The 18,719-nt window shown below is 66.6% G+C and carries 16 protein-coding genes; all 16 read left to right on the forward strand.

Annotation, left to right across the window (positions count from 1 at the left end; genetic code table 11):
• Window positions 1–44 precede the first annotated feature (44 nt).
• The 16 genes from hslV (at window position 45) to ftsA (ending at window position 18,615) form a co-directional block, all read left to right on the forward strand.
• Window positions 45–590, forward strand: a complete 546-nt coding sequence (gene hslV / locus QTH91_RS12155; RefSeq protein ID WP_286660331.1) for an ATP-dependent protease subunit HslV — start codon at window positions 45–47, stop codon at window positions 588–590.
• A gap of 46 nt (window positions 591–636) precedes the next feature.
• Window positions 637–1,962: an ATP-dependent protease ATPase subunit HslU gene (hslU, locus tag QTH91_RS12160; protein WP_286660332.1), complete on the forward strand. Its 1,326-nt coding sequence runs from the start codon at window positions 637–639 to the stop codon at window positions 1,960–1,962.
• A gap of 390 nt (window positions 1,963–2,352) precedes the next feature.
• A complete protein-coding gene (mraZ, locus tag QTH91_RS12165; RefSeq protein WP_286660654.1) occupies window positions 2,353–2,784 on the forward strand; it encodes a division/cell wall cluster transcriptional repressor MraZ in 432 nt (143 codons plus the stop codon).
• A 17-nt stretch (window positions 2,785–2,801) separates the two neighbouring features.
• The gene (rsmH, locus tag QTH91_RS12170; RefSeq protein ID WP_286660333.1) at window positions 2,802–3,722 is read left to right on the forward strand and encodes a 16S rRNA (cytosine(1402)-N(4))-methyltransferase RsmH; all 921 of its coding nucleotides are present in this window, start codon (window positions 2,802–2,804) and stop codon (window positions 3,720–3,722) included.
• Window positions 3,719–4,081 carry a cell division protein FtsL gene (ftsL, locus tag QTH91_RS12175; protein ID WP_286660655.1) on the forward strand — a complete coding sequence of 121 codons (363 nt, stop codon included), beginning with the start codon at window positions 3,719–3,721 and terminating at the stop codon, window positions 4,079–4,081. Before rsmH ends, ftsL begins: the two co-directional genes overlap by 4 nt.
• A complete protein-coding gene (locus QTH91_RS12180; protein WP_286660334.1) occupies window positions 4,078–5,823 on the forward strand; it encodes a peptidoglycan D,D-transpeptidase FtsI family protein in 1,746 nt (581 codons plus the stop codon). Before ftsL ends, QTH91_RS12180 begins: the two co-directional genes overlap by 4 nt.
• On the forward strand, window positions 5,823–7,337 hold the full coding sequence (locus QTH91_RS12185; protein WP_286660335.1) for a UDP-N-acetylmuramoyl-L-alanyl-D-glutamate--2,6-diaminopimelate ligase: 1,515 nt from the start codon (window positions 5,823–5,825) through the stop codon (window positions 7,335–7,337). Before QTH91_RS12180 ends, QTH91_RS12185 begins: the two co-directional genes overlap by 1 nt.
• 2 nt (window positions 7,338–7,339) lie before the next feature.
• Entirely contained in the window at window positions 7,340–8,776 is a 1,437-nt protein-coding gene (locus QTH91_RS12190) for a UDP-N-acetylmuramoyl-tripeptide--D-alanyl-D-alanine ligase (protein WP_390367966.1), read from the forward strand.
• Between the two features lie 18 nt (window positions 8,777–8,794).
• Window positions 8,795–9,973 (forward strand): phospho-N-acetylmuramoyl-pentapeptide-transferase, encoded by a 1,179-nt coding sequence (gene mraY / locus QTH91_RS12195; RefSeq protein ID WP_286660337.1) that lies wholly within the window; start codon window positions 8,795–8,797, stop codon window positions 9,971–9,973.
• A gap of 13 nt (window positions 9,974–9,986) precedes the next feature.
• Window positions 9,987–11,801, forward strand: a complete 1,815-nt coding sequence (gene murD / locus QTH91_RS12200; RefSeq protein WP_286660338.1) for a UDP-N-acetylmuramoyl-L-alanine--D-glutamate ligase — start codon at window positions 9,987–9,989, stop codon at window positions 11,799–11,801.
• A gap of 29 nt (window positions 11,802–11,830) precedes the next feature.
• Window positions 11,831–13,114 carry a putative lipid II flippase FtsW gene (gene ftsW, locus QTH91_RS12205; protein ID WP_390367968.1) on the forward strand — a complete coding sequence of 428 codons (1,284 nt, stop codon included), beginning with the start codon at window positions 11,831–11,833 and terminating at the stop codon, window positions 13,112–13,114.
• Window positions 13,111–14,169, forward strand: coding sequence for an undecaprenyldiphospho-muramoylpentapeptide beta-N-acetylglucosaminyltransferase (gene murG, locus QTH91_RS12210; protein WP_286660339.1), 1,059 nt, complete (start codon window positions 13,111–13,113; stop codon window positions 14,167–14,169). Before ftsW ends, murG begins: the two co-directional genes overlap by 4 nt.
• Window positions 14,166–15,593, forward strand: a complete 1,428-nt coding sequence (murC, locus tag QTH91_RS12215) for a UDP-N-acetylmuramate--L-alanine ligase (protein WP_286660340.1) — start codon at window positions 14,166–14,168, stop codon at window positions 15,591–15,593. The genes murG and murC overlap by 4 nt, the downstream gene beginning before the upstream one ends.
• Window positions 15,590–16,576 carry a D-alanine--D-alanine ligase gene (locus QTH91_RS12220; protein WP_286660341.1) on the forward strand — a complete coding sequence of 329 codons (987 nt, stop codon included), beginning with the start codon at window positions 15,590–15,592 and terminating at the stop codon, window positions 16,574–16,576. The genes murC and QTH91_RS12220 overlap by 4 nt, the downstream gene beginning before the upstream one ends.
• Before the next feature lie 2 nt (window positions 16,577–16,578).
• Window positions 16,579–17,364, forward strand: a complete 786-nt coding sequence (locus tag QTH91_RS12225; protein ID WP_286660342.1) for a cell division protein FtsQ/DivIB — start codon at window positions 16,579–16,581, stop codon at window positions 17,362–17,364.
• A gap of 21 nt (window positions 17,365–17,385) precedes the next feature.
• Complete coding sequence (ftsA, locus tag QTH91_RS12230; protein ID WP_286660343.1) at window positions 17,386–18,615, forward strand: cell division protein FtsA; 1,230 nt, start codon at window positions 17,386–17,388, stop codon at window positions 18,613–18,615.
• Window positions 18,616–18,719 lie beyond the last annotated feature (104 nt).

Consider the following 18,719-nt stretch of genomic DNA (forward strand, 5'->3'; position numbering starts at 1 on the left):
AAAGCGCCCTTGAAATTCCTCCCGTCCAGCCCCAAATTGCTCCGATGGAGCAATTTCACGGAACCACCATCGTCAGCGTGCGTCGCAAGACGCCTCACGGAGACCAGGTCGCCATCGGCGGCGACGGTCAAGTCACGCTGGGCAACGTCGTCATCAAGGGCTCGGCTCGCAAGGTGAGGCGCTTGTACAGCGGCAAGGTGCTGGCGGGATTCGCCGGCGCCACAGCAGATGCCTTCACGCTGTTCGAGCGCTTCGAGGCCAAGCTCGAGAAGCACCAGGGTCAATTGACGCGAGCTGCCATCGAGCTGACCAAGGACTGGCGCACCGATCGCGTGCTGCGCCGTCTGGAGGCGATGCTTGCCGTCGCCGACGCTCACAACTCGCTCATCATCACCGGCAACGGCGACGTGCTGGAGCCCGAGCAGGGCATCGTGGCCATCGGATCGGGTGGCGTCTATGCCCAGTCGGCGGCCAAGGCACTGCTCGAGAACACCGATCTGTCGGCCGAAGACATCGTGCGCAAGTCGCTGGCCATTGCCGGCGAACTGTGCATCTACACGAACATGAACCACACCATCGAAACCCTCTAGACATGAGCCTCCACGTTCTTCTTTTTGCCCGCCTGGAGGACCGTTCATGACGATGACCCCGCAGGAGATCGTCTCCGAACTCGACAGCCACATCGTCGGACAGCTCGACGCCAAGCGCGCGGTGGCGATCGCGCTGCGCAACCGGTGGCGCCGCCAGCAGGTGGACGAAAAGCTCCGCTCCGAGATCACGCCCAAGAACATCCTCATGATCGGCCCCACTGGCGTGGGCAAGACCGAGATCGCGCGCCGGCTGGCGCGTCTGGCGGATGCGCCGTTCATCAAGGTCGAAGCCACCAAGTTCACCGAGGTGGGTTATGTCGGCAAGGACGTCGACTCCATCATCCGCGACCTGGCCGAGGTGGCCGTCAAGCAGACGCGCGAGGCCGAGGCGGCCAAGGTGCGCATGCGTGCCGAAGATGCCGCGGAAGAGCGCATCCTCGATGTGCTGCTGCCGGCGGCACGAGCTGCCGACGGAACCACCTCCGGCGATTCCGGCAACACCACGCGCCAGGCCTTTCGCAAGAAGCTGCGCGAGCATGCGCTGGACGACAAGGAGATCGAGATCGATCTGGCCGAGACTCGGGCGCCGCTCGAGATCATGGGTCCGGCCGGCATGGAAGAGATGGCCGAGCAGTTGCGCGGCATGTTTGGCCAGTTGGGCCAGAACAAGCGCAAGTCCCGCAAGATCAAGATCGGCGAGGCGATGTCGCTGCTGATCGACGAGGAAGCGGCCAAGCTGCTCAACGAGGACGACGTGCGCGCGCAGGCGATTGCCAACGCCGAGCAGAACGGCATCGTTTTCATCGATGAGATCGACAAGGTGGCGGTACGCAACGAAGGGCAGGGCAGCGATGTCTCGCGCCAGGGCGTGCAGCGCGACCTGCTGCCCTTGGTGGAAGGCACCTCGGTCAGCACCAAGTACGGCATCGTGCGCACCGACCACATCCTGTTCGTGGCCAGTGGCGCGTTCCACCTTGCCAAGCCGAGCGACCTGATCCCGGAACTGCAGGGCCGCTTTCCGATCCGGGTCGAACTGCAGTCGCTGTCGGTGGCGGACTTCGAGAGCATCCTGACGCAAACGCGCGCCTCGCTGGTCAAGCAATACCAGGCACTGCTCGCGACCGAAGGCGTGACGCTCGAATTCACGCCCGATGGCATCACGCGCCTGGCGAGCATCGCCTACGAGGTCAACGAGCGCACGGAGAACATCGGTGCCCGGCGCCTTTCGACGGTCATGGAGCGGCTGCTCGACGAGGTGAGCTTCGAGGCCACGCGCTTCGCGGGCCAGACACTGCGCATCGATGGTGCCTTTGTCGATGAACGCCTCAAGGCCCTCAGCCACGACGAGGACCTGTCGCGCTACATCCTGTAGTTGCAGAGCCCCACGGGCCGTTGCAGGTCCGATCGAACAAGCACGGCGCCTCCTGGGCGCCGTGCTTGTTTGGTCGTGCTGTTTTGCGCAGTTTCAACTGCCGCTTCGAGCAGCCGCCAAGAAAGAGTTTGTGACGCCTGCGACGAGGCTTGCGTTCACAAACAACATTCAGTGCTTTGGCTAAGTACTTAGATACAAAGGACTTTTTCGGCGAACCGACCTCCGGAATTCTCGCTAAGTCATTGATTCCATTGGAAAAAATAGCTTCCTGGCCCCATTGCGCGGTAGGTGATTCCTGCTACAGTGCAAAAAAGTGCAGTTAAGTGGGAAAAAGTGTCGGTCGACGCCTCGAATTGGCGTAAACCGGCGTCAATACGGGGTCATTTGTTCGTGTTCCAGGGCGCGTCATCGCTGAGTTTGGATGCCAAGGGGCGGCTTTCGGTGCCGACCCGGCATCGTGACGTCCTGAGCGCAACCGCTGGCGGCCAGTTGACGGTCACGCGCCATCCGCACGGCTGTTTGATGATCTTTCCCCGGCCCGCCTGGGAGCAGTTTCGCGAGCGCATCGCTGCCATGCCGCTCAAGGACCAGTGGCTCAAGCGTCTTTTCCTGGGCAATGCCATGGACGTGGAGATGGATTCGACTGGTCGTATCCTGATCTCCCCGGAGTTGCGCGCCGCGACCAACATCTCGCGCGAGACGCTCCTGTTGGGCATGGGCAGCCACTTCGAGCTGTGGGACAAGGCCACGCACGACGCCAAGGAGGCCGAGGCCATCGCGGCCGGCCTGGCGTCCGAGGCCCTGCAGGACCTTGCTTTCTGACCGAAGAAGAGCCGGCGTTGGACACCGCATGGAATCACACCACCGTCCTCCTGGAAGAAGCGGTCGACGCGCTCCAGGCGGCAGGCTCGCGCGACACGTTCGTCGACGCGACCTTCGGGCGGGGCGGCCATTCGCGGGCGATCCTGGCGCAGCTGGGCCCGCAGGGCAGGCTGATTGCCTTCGACAAGGATCCGGAGGCAGTGGCAGAGGCGGGGCGCATCGAGGATGCGCGCTTTTCCATCCGGCACCAAGGCTTCGCAGACCTGGGGCAATTGCCGCCTTCCAGTGTGGGCGGCCTCTTGATGGACCTCGGCATCAGCTCCCCCCAGATCGACAACCCCGCACGGGGTTTTTCTTTTCGTTTCGACGGCCCGCTCGACATGCGCATGGATCCCACGCGCGGCCAGAGCGTGGCCGATTGGCTGGCGACGGCCGAACCCAAACAGATTGCGGAGGTCATCCGTGACTATGGCGAAGAACGGTTTGCTGTTCAGATTGCAAAGGCGATTGCTGCTCGCCGACAAGAACGGGGCCCGCTTTCAACCACCGCCGAGCTGGCCGAACTCGTGGCTGGCGCGGTCAAAACCCGCGAGCCGGGCCAGAACCCTGCAACGCGCACATTTCAGGCTCTTCGGATTTTCATCAACGCCGAGCTTGAAGAGCTGCAACAGGCGCTAAAAGCGAGTCTGGCCGTGCTCAAGCCACAGGGGCGCCTGGCGGTCATCAGCTTCCATTCGCTGGAGGACCGCATCGTCAAGCAGTTCATCGCCGCGCATTCGCGCACGGTGGTGGATCGCCGCGCACCCTTTGCGGAACCCGCGCCCACGCTCTTGCATTCGGTGGGGCGCATCAAGCCGTCCGAGGCCGAGGTCCGCGCGAACCCGCGCGCCCGCAGCGCCATCCTTCGCGTGGCAGAGCGCACGGAGGCGCCGTGCTGACGCGCCTCAACCTGTTGCTCTTGATCGCGGTGATCGGCTCGGCCCTGTACATGGTCCACCTCAAGTACACCGCGCGCAACATCTACACCGAGATGCACCGCCAGGAGCTGGAGGCGCGCCGGCTCGATCTTGAATCGGACCGGCTCGAAGTGGAAAAGCGCGCCCAGGCGACACCGCTACGCGTCGAGAAGCTGGCGCGCGAGCAACTGAAGATGCGAACGGCCACGCCGGCGATCACGGTGTACGTGCGCGCCGACGGCAGCGTGATCCCGGCGATCGAGCCGCCGCCACCACCGCCCAAGCCCGGTGCAAAGCCTGCGGCCGGCGCCGCATCCGGTTCGGCAGGGAGGCGTCCATGAGCCGCAGCGTCCGCTACACCCAAAGTCCGCTGCTGGCGAGCAAGACGCCGGTCTGGCGCAGCAAGTTCATCGTGGCCGGCATTGCGCTGGGCTTTGCGGTGCTGGCCGGGCGCGCAGCCTACGTGCAGGTGATCGGCAACGACTTCTTCCTGCGCCAGGGCGAGGTTCGCTTCGCGCGCACGCTCGAACTCCCGGCCAACCGGGGCCGCATCGTGGACCGCAACGGCGTTCTGCTGGCCTCCAGCGTGGTGGCGCCGAGCATCTGGGCGATTCCCGAAGACATCGAGCGCGACGACCCGGCTGTTCAGGCCAAGCTCAAGCAGGTGGCCAAGCTGCTGGACATGCCCAGACAGGCCTTCGACAAGAAGCTGCAGGACGAGGACAAGACCTTCGTCTGGATCAAGCGCCAGGTCGACGAGCCGGTGGCCAAGCAGATTGCCGATCTGGGCATCAAGGGCATCTACCAGCGCCGCGAATATCGGCGCGAGTACCCCGAGGGCGAGTCGGCGGCGCACATCGTCGGCTTCACCAACATCGAGAACCTGGGCCAGGAAGGCATCGAGCTGGCCTTCGACGGCGAGCTTGCGGGCAAGCCTGGGTCGCGCCGCGTCATCAAGGACCGGCTCGGCCGCGTCGTCGAGGGTGTTGGCGAGATCACGCCGCCGGAGGATGGCAAGGACATCCAGCTGTCGATCGACAGCAAGGTGCAGTTCTTCGCCTATCAGCAGTTGCGCGATGCGGTCACGGCCAACAAGGCCAAGGCGGGCAGTGTCGTGGTGCTGGATTCGCTGACCGGCGAAATCCTGGCGCTGGCCAACTACCCCAGCTATCAGCCGGACAACCGCCGCAACCTCACCGGCGACCAGTTGCGCAACCGCGCGCTGACCGACGTGTTCGAGCCCGGCTCGACCATGAAGCCGATCACCGTCGCCATGGCGCTGCAGGCCGGGCGCATCACGCCCCAGACCTTGATCGACACGAGCCCCGGCCGCATGAGCATGGGCGGCTTCACCATCAGCGACACGCACAACTACGGCGCGCTGACGGTCGAAGGCGTGATCCAGAAGTCCAGCAACATCGGCGCGCTCAAGATCGCGCAGAAGATGTCGCCGCAGGAAATGTGGAACACCTACACCGCGCTGGGCTACGGCAGCAAGCCGCAGGTTCAGTTCCCCGGGGCGGTGACGGGGCGCCTGCGCCCCTGGAAGAGCTGGAAGCCGGTGGAACAGGCCACCATGGCCTACGGCTATGGGCTTTCGGCTTCGCTGTTCCAGATGGCGCATTCGTACACCGCGCTCGCGCATGACGGCGAGATCATCCCGGTGAGCATCGTCAAGCATGCCGACCGCGCCGAGGGCGTGCGTGTGTTCTCGCCGCAGGTGGCCGCTCAGGTGCGCAAGATGCTGCAGATGGCCGCCGGCCCCGGCGGCACGGGCCCGCTGGCGCAGACCGTCGGCTATTCGGTGGGCGGCAAGTCCGGCACCGCGCACAAGCAGGTGGGCAAGGGCTACGCATCGAACAAGTACCGATCCTGGTTCACCGGCATGGCGCCGATCAACAGCCCGCGAATCATCGTCGGCGTGATGATCGACGAGCCCAGTGCCGGCAAGTACTTCGGCGGCCTCGTGGCCGCGCCGGTGTTCAGCAAGGTCGTGCAGGAAACCCTGCGCGTGATGAACGTGCCGCCGGACCTCGCCGTCAAGCCGCTGGTGGTGACCGAATCGGTGGATGAGAGCTTCTGATGAGCAGCGTCGATCTCCACACCCCGCAACAGGCCGCCCAGTGGCTGCGCCTGAATGTGCGCGGCCAACTGCGGGCCGACAGCCGCGCCGTGCAGATGGGTGACGGGTTCATCGCATGGCCTGGCGCGGCGACCGATGGGCGCCGGCATGTGGCCGCGGCCATCTCCCAAGGCGCGGCGGCATGCCTCGTCGAACGCGAAGGCGTGGAGGCATTCGGCTTCACGCAGGAGGAAGTGGCCCGCTACGCAGGCCTGAAAGCGGCGACCGGTCCCATCGCCGCCGAGTTCTACGACGCGCCGTCCCAGCACTTGTCGGTGCTGGCCGTCACGGGCACGAACGGCAAGACCTCGACCGCCTGGTGGCTGGCGCAGGCGCTGTCGCGCGACGTCGCCTCCGGTCCGGGCGCATGCGCCGTGGTCGGCACGCTGGGCATGGGCGTGCCCCCGAACCTGCGCTACACCGGCCTGACCACCCCCGATCCGGTCATGTTGCAAGGCTACTTCCGCGAGATTGCGGACCAGGGCCTGCGCGCCTGCGCGATCGAGGCTTCGTCCATCGGAATTGCAGAACGTCGGCTCGATGGCACGCGCATCGCAGTGGCCGTGTTCACCAATTTCACCCAGGACCACCTGGACTATCACGGCAGCATGGAGGCCTACTGGGCCGCCAAGGCCGAGCTGTTCCGCTGGCCCGGCCTGCAAGCTGCCGTGGTCAACGTGGACGACGTGCATGGCGCGAGCCTGGCGGCCAGCCTGGCCGATCAGCCTGAAGCGGAGCGCCCGCAGCTGTGGACCGTATCCGCTGCCGGCGCGCCGGCACGCCTGTCGGCGCACGATGTCGGCTACGACGCGCAAGGCCTGTGCTTCACCGTCGTCGAAGACGGGCAGCCCGCGCAGACGCTGTCGACCGGCCTCATCGGCCAGTACAACGTGGCCAACCTTCTGGGTGTGCTCGGCGCCTTGCGTGCCCTGGGAATGGACCTGGCCCAGGCCGTGAATGCCTGCCGCAGCCTCGGCCCGGTTCCGGGTCGGATGGAGCGCGTGGATGCGGTCTCCGGCGCGCCGCTGGTGGTGGTCGACTACGCGCACACGCCCGACGCCATCGACAAGGCCTTGGCTGGCCTGCGGCCACTGGCGCGTCAGCGCGGCGGTCGGCTGTGGTGCCTGTTCGGTTGCGGCGGCGATCGCGATCCGATCAAGCGCCCGATGATGGGCGCCGTGGCCGAGGCGCAGGCCGACCGGATCATGGTCACGAGCGACAACCCCCGCGGCGAGTCGCCGGACGCCATCATCAGCCAGATCCTCAGGGGACTGAGCCGGCCCGAGCAGGCGCAGGTCGAGCCCGACCGGGCACGCGCGATCGTCGACGTGATCGCGCAGGCGGATGCGAACGACATCGTGTTGCTGGCGGGCCGTGGCCACGAGGCGTGGCAGGAACTGGCGCAAGGCAAGCGCATCGCCTTCTCCGACCGCGAGCATGCGGCCAACGCCCTGGCGGCGAGGAGGTCTGCATGACGATGATGATGACGCTGGCCCAGGCTCAGTCCTGGATCGCGGATGCCCGCCTCGTCGGCGATCCGCAGACGCCGATCGCGCGCGTTCACACCGACACGCGAAGCCTGCAGCCGGGTGATCTCTTCGTCGCCCTCAAGGGCGAGCGCTTCGATGCCCATGCCTTCCTGGGCCAGGCCAAGGCAGCCGGCGCGGTCGCTGCCATCGCCCATGATGGTTTGCAGGAGGCCGGCTTGCCGGGCCTGCAGGTGCCGGACACGCTGGCCGCGCTGGGGCAGCTGGCGGCCGGATGGCGCGCGCAATATTCGCTGCCGCTGATTGCCGTGACCGGCAGCAACGGCAAGACCACCGTCACCCAGATGCTGGCGGCGATCCTCGCGGCCCAGGGTGGCGAAGCGCGTTCGCTGGCCACTCGCGGCAACTTCAACAACGAGATCGGCCTGCCGCTCACGCTGCTGCGTCTGCGCCCCGAGCACCTGCGGGGCGTGGTCGAGCTTGGCATGAACCATCCTGGCGAGATCGCTCGCCTGGCCCAGATCGCCTGCCCGACGATCGCCCTGGTCAACAACGCCCAACGCGAGCATCAGGAATTCATGCAGAGCGTGGAGGCCGTGGCGCGAGAAAACGCGCAGGTGTTCGACGCACTGCCTTCGGACGGTACGGCTGTGTTTCCCGCGGGCGACCCGTTCACGGCCCTGTGGTCCGAGTTGGCCGCCTGCGGTGGCGCCCGGCGCTGCCTGCGCTTTGGCGACCACCCTGGCGCCGACGTGCGCCTCGCTTCGGCGCAGTGGCTGGGCGAGGCGTGGGTATTGGCGGTCGATACGCCGCTGGGCCGTCTGGCGTGCCGCTTGCAGATCGCCGGCAGGCACAACCTGGACAACGCCATGGCGGCCATCGCGTGCGCGCTGGCGGCCGGTGTGTCGCTGTCCCAGATCGGGCAGGGGCTGGAAGCCTTCCGTCCGGTGAGCGGGCGCTCCAACGCGCGCGTGCTGCCGCGTGCAAGCGCCGATCCGCTCACGCTGGTCGACGACAGCTACAACGCCAATCCCGATTCGGTACGCGCCGCCATCGACGTGCTGGCGGCGCTGCCGGGACCGCACCTGCTGGTGCTCGGCGACATGGGCGAAGTGGGCGATCAGGGCCCCCAGTTCCATGCGGAGGTGGGCGCTTGGGCCGCTACGCGCGGCATCGAATCGGTGTATGCGCTGGGCGAGCAATCCGGGCACGCCGTCGGGGCTTATTCGCGGGCCGCGCCTTCTGCCGATGGCCGGCATTTCGACAACAACGACATCGACGCGCTCGATGCCGCCGTGCTGGCGCGTCTGCCGCAGGTGGCGAGCGTGCTCGTCAAGGGTTCGCGCTTCATGAAGATGGAGCGCGTGGTGCAGGCCATCGATGCACACCTTGGCAACAAGAAAGAGGAGGCCGGTCATGCGCATTGAGCAACCGGAAATCGCCCCATGCTGATGAGCCTGGCCCAATGGCTGCAGACGCTGTACCCGGATGCCGGGTTCCTGCGCGTCTTCCAGTACCTGACTTTCCGTGCCCTCATGGCATCGGTGACCGCGCTGCTCATGGGCTTGCTGGCCGGGCCCTGGGTGATCCGGCGTCTGACGGCTCTCAAGATCGGCCAGCCCGTCCGTGGCTATGCGATGGACACGCACCTGATCAAGAGCGGCACGCCCACCATGGGCGGCGTGCTGGTGCTGTTCTCGATCGCCTTCGCCACGCTGATGTGGTTCGACCTGTCGAATCGCTTTGTCTGGATCGTGCTTTGGGTCACCCTGGGATTCGGCGCCATCGGCTGGGTCGACGACTGGCGCAAGGTCGTCAAGAAGGATCCGGAAGGCATGCGCTCGCGCGAGAAGTACATGTGGCAGTCGCTCATCGGGTTGATGGCGGCCTTCTACCTGCTGTTCGCGATCTCGGAAGTGTCGAACTGGCGCGTGCTCGAACTGTTCTATGCCTGGGTCAAGTCCGGGTTCGACCTCGACTTCCCGCCCAAGACCCACCTGCTGCTGCCCTTCTTCAAGGAGATCTCGTACCCGCTGGGCGGCATCGGTTTCGTGGTGCTGACCTACCTCGTGATCGTGGGCGCGAGCAACGCGGTCAACCTCACCGACGGGCTGGACGGCCTGGCGATCATGCCGGTCGTGATGGTCGGCTCTTCGCTGGGCGTTTTCGCCTATGTGACGGGCAGCGCCGTGTATTCCCGCTACCTGCTCTTCCCGCACATTCCCGGCTCGGGCGAGTTGCTGGTGTTCTGCTCGGCCATGGCCGGCGCGGGGCTGGCGTTCCTGTGGTTCAACACGCATCCGGCACAGGTGTTCATGGGCGACGTCGGCGCATTGGCGCTGGGTGGCGCGCTGGGCACCATCGCGGTGATCGTGCGCCAGGAGATCGTGTTCTTCGTGATGGGCGGCATCTTCGTGGTCGAGGCCATCTCGGTCATGGCCCAGGTGACTTACTTCAAGTACACCAAGCGTCGCTATGGCGAGGGTCGGCGCGTCCTCAAGATGGCACCGCTGCACCATCACTTCGAGAAAAGCGGCTGGCGCGAGACCCAGGTGGTCGTGCGCTTCTGGATCATCACCATGCTGCTTTGCATGGTGGGCCTGTCCACCCTCAAGCTGAGATAGGGAAGCCGGCCAGGTGAAGCATCTCAACCAACTCCCCGTGCTGGTCCTGGGCCTGGGCGCCTCCGGCCTGGCCATGGCGCGCTGGTGCGCGCGCCACGGCGCGGTGGTGACCGTGGCCGACACGCGCGAGGCCCCGCCACAGTTGGCCGTGCTGCGCCAGCAACTGCCAGACGTGCGCTTCGTCGCTGGTCCGTTTTCGGCTTCGCTGGTCGAGGGTACGCCGATCCGGGCGGTCTACTGCTCGCCAGGCATCGCCCCAGCCGAGCGTGCGCCGGTGGTGGACGCAGCCCGCGCCATCGGCCTGCCGGTGGGCGGCGAACTGGACCTGTTCACGCTGGCGCTGGCCGACCTCGCGCAACCGCCGCAGGAAGATGAATCCTCGCAAGACGGCGACGACGGCGTTGAACAAGCGCAATCGAATCAGGTCGAGGCAACGGTAGCCCTGGAATCCGAGGCTGAAGCCCCCGAGCCTGCACAGGATGCTGACGACCTGCAGCCGGAGTCGGAGCCGAACGCGTTGCCGGAATCCGTGGTCGATGCCCTCCCGGCCGACGCCGAAGGCGCCGCATCCGAATCGGAAGACGAGCCCACACCCATCGTCGTCCAGGTTCCGCCCGCAAAGCGCGGCTACCAGCCGGCAGTGCTGGCCGTGACCGGCACCAACGGCAAGACGACCGTCACATCGCTCACCGGCATCCTGGTTGAGCGCGCGGGCAAGAGCGTCGCGGTGGCCGGCAACATCGGCCCAACCCTGCTCGACACGCTGGCCGAGCGCATGGATGCGCAAGACCTGCCCGATGTCTGGGTGCTCGAACTGTCGAGCTTCCAGCTCGACACCTCGCACGGCTTCGAGCCGACCGCCGCCACGGTGCTCAACATCAGCCAGGACCACCTGGACTGGCACGGCGACATGGCCGCCTACGCGGCTGCCAAGGCCCGCATCTTCGGCCAGCGCGGTCTGATGCTGCTCAACCGTGACGACCCGCAGGTCATGCAGATGCTGCCGCCGCCGGTGCGTGTGAAGTTGCAGCGCCCGCAGGTGCGCACGCACGTCACCTTCGGCGCCCAATTGCCCAGGCGCCCCGGCGACTACGGCATCGAACGCGTGAACGGCATGGCCTGGCTGGTGCGTGCCCACGAGGCGGACGAAACCATCAAGCGCAAGCGCGGCGCCGTGCAGGAAGAAGAGGAAATCCACCTGCAGCGATTCATGCCGGCCGACGCGCTGCGCATCCGTGGGCAGCACAACGCGCTCAATGCGCTGGCGGCTTTGGCGCTGGCAACTGCCGCTGGCTGTGCGCTCGCACCCATGCTCTACGGCCTTCGCGAATATCACGGCGAGCCGCACCGCGTTCAACCGGTGGCGATCATCGACGACGTCGAATATTTCGACGACAGCAAGGGCACCAACGTCGGGGCCACGGCCGCCGCGCTCACCGGGCTGGGCGAGGAGCGCAAGGTCGTCGTCATCCTCGGCGGCGACGGCAAGGGGCAGGACTTTTCACCGTTGGCCGAACCTGTGGCGCGATATGCGCGCGCCGTGGTGCTGCTCGGCCGCGACGCGCCGCTGATCGAAGAGGCCCTGTCCGCCACCGGCGTGCCGATGCACCATGCGAGCGACATGCATCAGGCCGTCATGGCTTGCGCGCACCGGGCGCACCGTGGCGATGCGGTGCTGCTGTCGCCGGCCTGCGCGAGCTTCGACATGTTCCGCAACTATCCGCACCGCGCCGAGGTCTTCTGCGCCGCGGTGCAGGAACTGGCCGACTCCCCTGATCGGCCCGGCGCAGATCTGGACGAATCCGGCGAGCACGGAGGTGCCGCATGAGCAGTGCACGCGCCGCCAAGGCCAACGAGATGAACGACGCACCGGAAAGCCGCGGGGGCTGGCGCAGTCTGTTCGGACGTCTGCGCAGCAGCGCGGGCGATGCGTTGCCCATGCACCTGCCGGTGCATCTGGGCGGGGCCGGCGTCACCCAGACCAAGGCGGCGCCGGTGCGCGTGCTGGGCTTCGACCAGGCATTGCTCTGGGTCACGGTTGCGCTGCTGGCATGGGGCCTGGTGATGGTCTATTCGGCCTCGATCGCCATCGGCGACAACCCGCGCTTTGCCCGTGCCAACTATCAGGAGACCTACTTCCTGATGCGCCACGCCTTCGCCCTGGTGGTGGCTTTCGTGGTGGCGCTGCTGTCCTTCCAGGTGCCGATGCGCACCTGGGAACGCGCCGCGCCCTGGCTGTTCGTCGCATCGATCATCCTGTTGGTGCTGGTGCTCATTCCCCACATCGGCCGCAGCGTGAACGGTGCGCGGCGCTGGATTCCTCTGGGCTTCACCAATTTCCAGCCTTCGGAGTTGGCCAAGCTGGCCATGGTGATGTATGCGGCCAGCTACATGGTGCGCAAGATGGAGATCAAGGAGCGCTTCTTCCGCGCCGTGCTGCCGATGGGCATCGCGGTCGTGGTGGTGGGCATGCTGCTCCTGGCCGAGCCCGACATGGGCGCCTTCATGGTGATCGCGGTGATCGCGATGGGCATCCTGTTCCTGGGCGGCGTCAACGCGCGCATGTTCTTCGTCATCACTGTGCTGGTGGTGGTGGCCTTCGCGATGATGGTGGCGTCCTCGCCCTGGCGGCGCGAGCGCATCTTTGCCTATCTCGATCCGTGGAGCGAAACCAACGCGCTGGGCAAGGGATATCAGCTGTCGCACTCGCTCATTGCCATCGGGCGCGGCGAGGTCTTCGGCGTCGGCCTGGGCGGCAGCGTCGAGAAGCTGCACTGGCTGCCCGAAGCGCACACCGACTTTCTGCTGGCGGTGATCGGCGAGGAGTTCGGCCTGATCGGCGTGCTCGTGGCGATCGTGCTGTTCCTGTGGCTCACCCGCCGCATCATGCACATCGGCCGGCAAGCCATCGCCCTGGACCGTGTGTTCTCGGGACTGGTGGCGCAGGGCATCGGCGTCTGGATCGGCTTCCAGACCTTCATCAACATGGGCGTCAATCTCGGCGCGCTGCCCACCAAGGGGCTCACGCTGCCGCTGATGAGCTATGGCGGCTCGGCCATCATCATGAACATGGCGGCCCTGGCCATCGTGCTGCGCATCGACTACGAGAACCGCGTGCTGATGCGTGGAGGCCGCGTATGAGGACTGCCCTCGTCATGGCGGGCGGCACCGGCGGCCACATCTTTCCTGGTCTGGCGGTCGCCGAGGCGCTGCGTGCGCGCGGCTGGCGTGTCCATTGGCTGGGAGCACCCACGGGCATGGAGCATGACCTCGTGCCTGCCCGCGGCTTTCCGTTCGAGCCGGTGCAGTTCGGCGGCGTGCGCGGCAAGGGACCGCTGACGCTGGCGCTGCTGCCGCTCAAGCTGCTGCGCGCGTTCTGGCAAAGCATCCAGGTGGTGCGGCGCGTCAAGCCCGACGTGGTGGTGGGCCTGGGTGGCTACATCACGTTTCCGGGCGGCATGATGAGCGTGCTGCTGGGCAAGCCGCTGGTGTTGCACGAGCAGAACTCGGTGGCCGGCATGGCCAACAAGGTGCTGGCCGGCGTGGCCGACCGCGTGTTCAGCGCGTTCCCCGACGTGCTCAAGAATGCGCGCTGGGTGGGCAACCCGCTGCGCGAGGCCTTCGTGACGCAGCCCGATCCCGCGACCCGCTTCGCGCAGCGCAGCGGTCCGCTGAAGCTGCTGGTCGTCGGTGGCAGCCTGGGTGCCAAGGCGCTCAATGCCATCGTGCCGCAGGCGCTGGCGCGAATTGCGCCGGCGGAGCGGCCCATCACGTTGCATCAAAGCGGTGCCAAGCAGATCGACGAGTTGCGGGCCAACTACACGGCGGCCGGCGTGCAGGCCGAGCTCACACCTTTCATCGACGACACGGCCCAGGCTTTTGCCGAGGCCGATCTCGTCATCGCGCGCGCCGGCGCCAGCACCGTGACCGAGATCGCGGCGGTGGGTGCGGCTGCGCTGTTCGTTCCATTTCCATCGGCGGTCGACGACCACCAGACCACCAACGCCCGCTTCCTCGTCGATGCGGGCGCCGGCTGGCTCGTCGCCCAGTCCGACCTGACCCCTGAATTGCTGTCCGACTTGCTACAGAAGATCACACGAGAGGCGCTGCTCGAGCGCGCCCAGAAGGCCAAGAGCCTGCAAAAGACCGATGCGGTGGCCGAGGTTGTCCACGCCTGCGAGGAGCTTGCGAAATGAAGCACGCCATTCGCCACATTCACTTTGTCGGAGTCGGCGGCTCCGGGATGAGCGGCATTGCCGAAGTGCTGTTCAACCTGGGCTACAAGATCTCCGGCTCCGATCTGGCCGACAGCGCCACGCTGCACCGCTTGGCGCAACTGGGCATCGCCACACAGGTTGGCCACCAGGCGTCCAACATCGACGGGGCCGATGCGGTGGTCACGTCCACCGCCGTGCGCGCCGACAACCCCGAAGTCCTGGCCGCGCGCGAGAAGAAGATTCCGGTGGTGCCGCGCGCCCTCATGCTGGCCGAGCTGATGCGCCTCAAGCAGGGCATCGCGATCGCCGGCACCCACGGCAAGACCACCACCACCAGCCTGGCCGCCAGCGTGCTGGCTGCTGCCGGGCTCGATCCGACCTTCGTCATCGGCGGGCGCCTCAACAGCGCCGGCACCAACGCGCGGCTGGGGCAGGGCGACTACATCGTGGTCGAAGCCGACGAATCGGACGCGTCGTTCCTGAACCTGCTGCCGATCATGGCCGTGGTGACGAACATCGATGCCGACCACATGGAGACCTACGGGCACGACTTCGGAAAGCTCAAGAGCACCTTTGTCGACTTCCTGCACCGCATGCCCTTCTACGGCGTTGCCATCCTGTGCACCGACGACGAAGCCGTGCGCGAGATCGTGCCCCAGGTGTCCTGCCCGGTGACCAGCTACGGCTTCAACGAGGACGCCCAGGTGCGCGCCGTGAACGTGCGCGCAGTGGGTGGTCAGATGCATTTCACCGTGCAGCGCCGCAACGGCGTCACGCTGCCGGACCTGGAGATCACGCTCAACCTGCCCGGCGAGCACAACGTGCGCAACGCGCTGTCGGTCATCGCGATGGGCGTCGAGCTCGGTATCGCGGACGAGGCCGTCCAGCGCGGCCTGGCCGAGTTCAAGGGTGTCGGCCGGCGCTTCCAGCGCTACGGCGAAGTGCCACTGGCGGATGGCCAGAGCTTCACGCTGATCGACGACTATGGCCACCATCCGGTCGAGATGGCGGCCACCATCGCCGCTGCGCGCGGCGCCTTTCCCGGCCGTCGGCTGGTGCTGGCGTTCCAGCCGCACCGCTACACCCGCACGCGCGACTGCTTCGAGGATTTCGTCAAGGTCATCGGCCAGGCCGACGCCGTGTTGCTCGCAGAGGTCTATGCAGCAGGCGAGGCGCCGATCGTCGCCGCCGACGGACGGACCCTGACCCGTGCGCTGCGTGTGGCGGGCAAGGTGGAGCCGGTCTTCGTGGACGACATCGTGGCGATGCCGCAGACCATTCTCGACAACGCCAAGGCGGGCGATGTCGTCATTTGCATGGGCGCCGGCTCGATCGGCGGTGTGCCAGCCAAGGTGGTGGGGCTGCGCGGCGCCGCCGGCACTGACATGGGAGCGAAGCTGTGAGCGCGATTGACGCATCCTCTTTGGGCAAGGTGGCCGTCCTGATGGGTGGCGATTCCGCCGAGCGCGAGGTCTCCTTGATGTCAGGCGACGGCGTGCTGGGGGCATTGCGTGCCCGCGGCGTCGATGCCCATGCCTTCGACCCTTCGACCCGCGCCCTGGGTGAACTCAAGAGCGACGGCTTCGATCGCTGCTTCATCGTGCTGCATGGCCGGCATGGCGAAGACGGCACGGTGCAAGGCGCACTGGAGTTGATGGGCATTCCCTATACCGGCTCCGGCGTTCTGGCCTCGAGCCTGGCGATGGACAAGGTCATGACCAAGCGCCTCTGGCTGGCCGATGGCCTCTCGACCCCGCGCTATGCGCGACTGGCCTTCGACCAGCAATCGCGCGAGCAGGTGCGTGCGGTGCCGGACGTGCTCGGCCTGCCGCTGATCGTCAAGCCGCCGCGGGAGGGCTCCTCCATCGGCGTGACCAAGGTGCAGGGCTATTCGCAGATGCAGGAGGCGGTGGAACTGGCCGCGCGCTACGACCCCGACGTGCTGTGCGAGGAGTTCATCGAAGGCGAGGAAGTGACCTGCGCCATCCTCGGTACCGGCCAATACGCCCAGGCGCTGCCGGTGGTGCGCATCGCCGCGCCCGATGGCGCCTACGACTACCAGAACAAGTACTTCACCGACGACGTGAAGTACCACTGCCCGAGCGGCCTGTCGCCCGAACTGGAGGCCGAGATCCAGCACCTGTCGCTGGCCGCCTACCGAACCTTGGGTTGCCGTGGCTGGGGCCGGGCGGACCTGATGATCCGCGCCAGCGATCGCAAGCCCTTCCTGCTGGAGATGAACACGTCGCCGGGGATGACCAGCCATTCGCTGGTGCCGATGGCCGCGCGAGCAGCCGGCATCGACTACGAGGAACTGTGCGTGCGCGTGCTGTCGCACGCCGCGCTCGACGCCGACCGGCCGCTGGCCGGGGGAGCCACGGACTGACCATGGCCGAAAGCATCCCAGTGCCGCTGGACGTCAAGCTCATGAACATCGTCGCGACGCTGTTGTTTGCGTCGTGCGGATTCATGCTGCTGGCCGGCGGTGTCTGGTGGGTGCTGCGTCAACCCTTCTTCCCGCTTGCCGGCATCCGGGTGGACGGGCAGGTGGCGCATGTCAGCGACGTCTCGCTGCGCGCCAACGTCGTGCCGCAACTGGCGGGCAACTTCTTCACCGTCGACCTGGCACGCACCCGGACCGCCTTCGAGTCGGTGCCCTGGGTGCGCAAGGCGGTGGTGCGGCGCGAGTTCCCCAACCGCCTGCGCGTGACACTCACCGAGCAGGACCCGGTCGCCTATTGGGGCGACGACACGGGTTCGCAGCTGATCAATGGCTTCGGCGAGGTCTTCGAGGCGAACGTGGCCGAGGTCGAGCATCCGCTGCCGCGACTGAAGGGGCCGGCCAGCGACGCCAGCCTCGTGCTGGGCATGTACCGCGAACTGGCGCCGATGTTCCATGCGGACGATCTCACCGTCGAGCAGCTGACGCTGTCGTCGCGCGGGAGCTGGTCCATCGATCTCGACACCGGTGCGCACATTGAACTTGGACGCGGAAATGCCGATGAACTGGCTGGGCGGACCAAGCGATTCCTGACGTCGGTTCGGCAGGTCGCCGCGCACTACGGGCGATCCATCGAGTCGGTGCAAGGCGCGGACATGCGCCACAAGGACGCCTACGCCCTGCGCATGCGCGGGGTGAGCACGGTCGGGCCGGACGAAGCCAAAAAGAGATAGCGAACACGAGGACATTCATTCATGCCCAAAGACTACAAGGACCTGGTCGTCGGCCTCGACATCGGCACCGCCAAGGTGATGGCGGTGGTGGCCGAAGTGCTGCCCAGCGGCGACCTCAAGCTCGCCGGACTGGGCATCGCGCCGAGCAACGGGCTCAAGCGCGGCGTGGTGGTGAACATCGACGCCACGGTGCAGAGCATCCAGCAGGCGCTCAAGGAAGCAGAGCTCATGGCCGACTGCAAGATTGGCCGCGTCTACACCGGCATCACCGGCAGCCATATTCGCGGCATCAACTCCAGCGGCATGGTGGCGGTGAAGGACAAGGAGGTCACGCCGGCCGATGTGGCGCGCGTGGTCGAAACGGCGCGCGCCATCAACATCTCCAGCGACCAGCGCCTGCTGCTGGTGGAGCCGCAGGAATTCGTCATCGACGGCCAGGACGTGAAGGAGCCGATCGGGATGAGCGGCATGCGCCTGGAAGCCAAGGTGCACATCGTGACCGGTGCCCAGAGCGCGGCCGAGAACATCATCAAGTGCGTGCGCCGCTGTGGGCTGGAAGTGGATCAGCTCATGCTCAATCCGCTGGCATCCAGCCAGGCGGTGCTGACCGAGGACGAGCGCGAGCTCGGCGTGGCGCTGGTGGACATCGGTGCGGGCACGACCGACGTGGCCATCTTCACCAACGGCGCCATCCGTCACACGGCGGTGATTCCGATCGCGGGCGACCTGGTGACCAGCGACATCGCGATGGCATTGCGCACGCCGACCAAGGATGCCGAGGACATCAAGGTCGAGCACGGCTTCGCCAAGCAACTGCTGGCAGACCCCGAGACGCAACTCGAAGTGCCGGGCCTGGGCGATCGCGGCCCTCGCCTCTTGAGCAAACAGGCGCTGGCCGGCGTGATCGAGCCGCGCATCGAAGAGATCTTCTCGCTCGTGCAGCAGGTGATCCGCGAATCGGGCTACGAGGAAGTGCTTTCGTCAGGCGTGGTGCTCACCGGCGGCAGCGCCGTGATGCCGGGGATGGTCGAGCTGGGCGAGGACATCTTCCTCAAGCCCGTGCGACGCGGCATTCCCAAGTACGCCAGCGCGTTGTCGGACATGGTGGCGCAGCCTCGGGCCGCGACCGTGATGGGCTTGCTCGAAGAGGCACGTCATGCGCGCATGCGCGGCTACAAGGTCGCGCAGCAGAGCGGCTCGGTCAAGTCGGCCTTCGGTCGCTTCAAGGACTTTATCGTGGGGAACTTCTGATGCAAGTGGCACACGTCATTCAAGACGATGCGGGAGGTTCTCCGACATGAGAACAGGCCTCTTGCACCTAGCATCGTCCACCGGGCCGCCACGTCACTTCAACG

The sequence above is a fragment of the Variovorax dokdonensis genome (assembly GCF_030316895.1).
Classification (GTDB): domain Bacteria; phylum Pseudomonadota; class Gammaproteobacteria; order Burkholderiales; family Burkholderiaceae_C; genus Variovorax; species Variovorax dokdonensis.

What these genes read in the sequence shown, in the direction of transcription:
- mraY (WP_286660337.1), top strand. Translation starts at nt 8,795, where the DNA reads ATGCTGATGAGCCTGGCCCAATGGCTGCAGACGCTGTACCCGGATGCC.
- hslV (WP_286660331.1), top strand. Translation starts at nt 45, where the DNA reads ATGGAGCAATTTCACGGAACCACCATCGTCAGCGTGCGTCGCAAGACG.
- QTH91_RS12185 (WP_286660335.1), top strand. Translation starts at nt 5,823, where the DNA reads ATGAGCAGCGTCGATCTCCACACCCCGCAACAGGCCGCCCAGTGGCTG.
- hslU (WP_286660332.1), top strand. Translation starts at nt 637, where the DNA reads ATGACGATGACCCCGCAGGAGATCGTCTCCGAACTCGACAGCCACATC.
- ftsA (WP_286660343.1), top strand. Translation starts at nt 17,386, where the DNA reads ATGCCCAAAGACTACAAGGACCTGGTCGTCGGCCTCGACATCGGCACC.
- murC (WP_286660340.1), top strand. Translation starts at nt 14,166, where the DNA reads ATGAAGCACGCCATTCGCCACATTCACTTTGTCGGAGTCGGCGGCTCC.
- QTH91_RS12180 (WP_286660334.1), top strand. Translation starts at nt 4,078, where the DNA reads ATGAGCCGCAGCGTCCGCTACACCCAAAGTCCGCTGCTGGCGAGCAAG.
- QTH91_RS12190 (WP_390367966.1), top strand. Translation starts at nt 7,340, where the DNA reads ATGATGATGACGCTGGCCCAGGCTCAGTCCTGGATCGCGGATGCCCGC.
- ftsW (WP_390367968.1), top strand. Translation starts at nt 11,831, where the DNA reads ATGAACGACGCACCGGAAAGCCGCGGGGGCTGGCGCAGTCTGTTCGGA.
- QTH91_RS12225 (WP_286660342.1), top strand. Translation starts at nt 16,579, where the DNA reads ATGGCCGAAAGCATCCCAGTGCCGCTGGACGTCAAGCTCATGAACATC.
- murG (WP_286660339.1), top strand. Translation starts at nt 13,111, where the DNA reads ATGAGGACTGCCCTCGTCATGGCGGGCGGCACCGGCGGCCACATCTTT.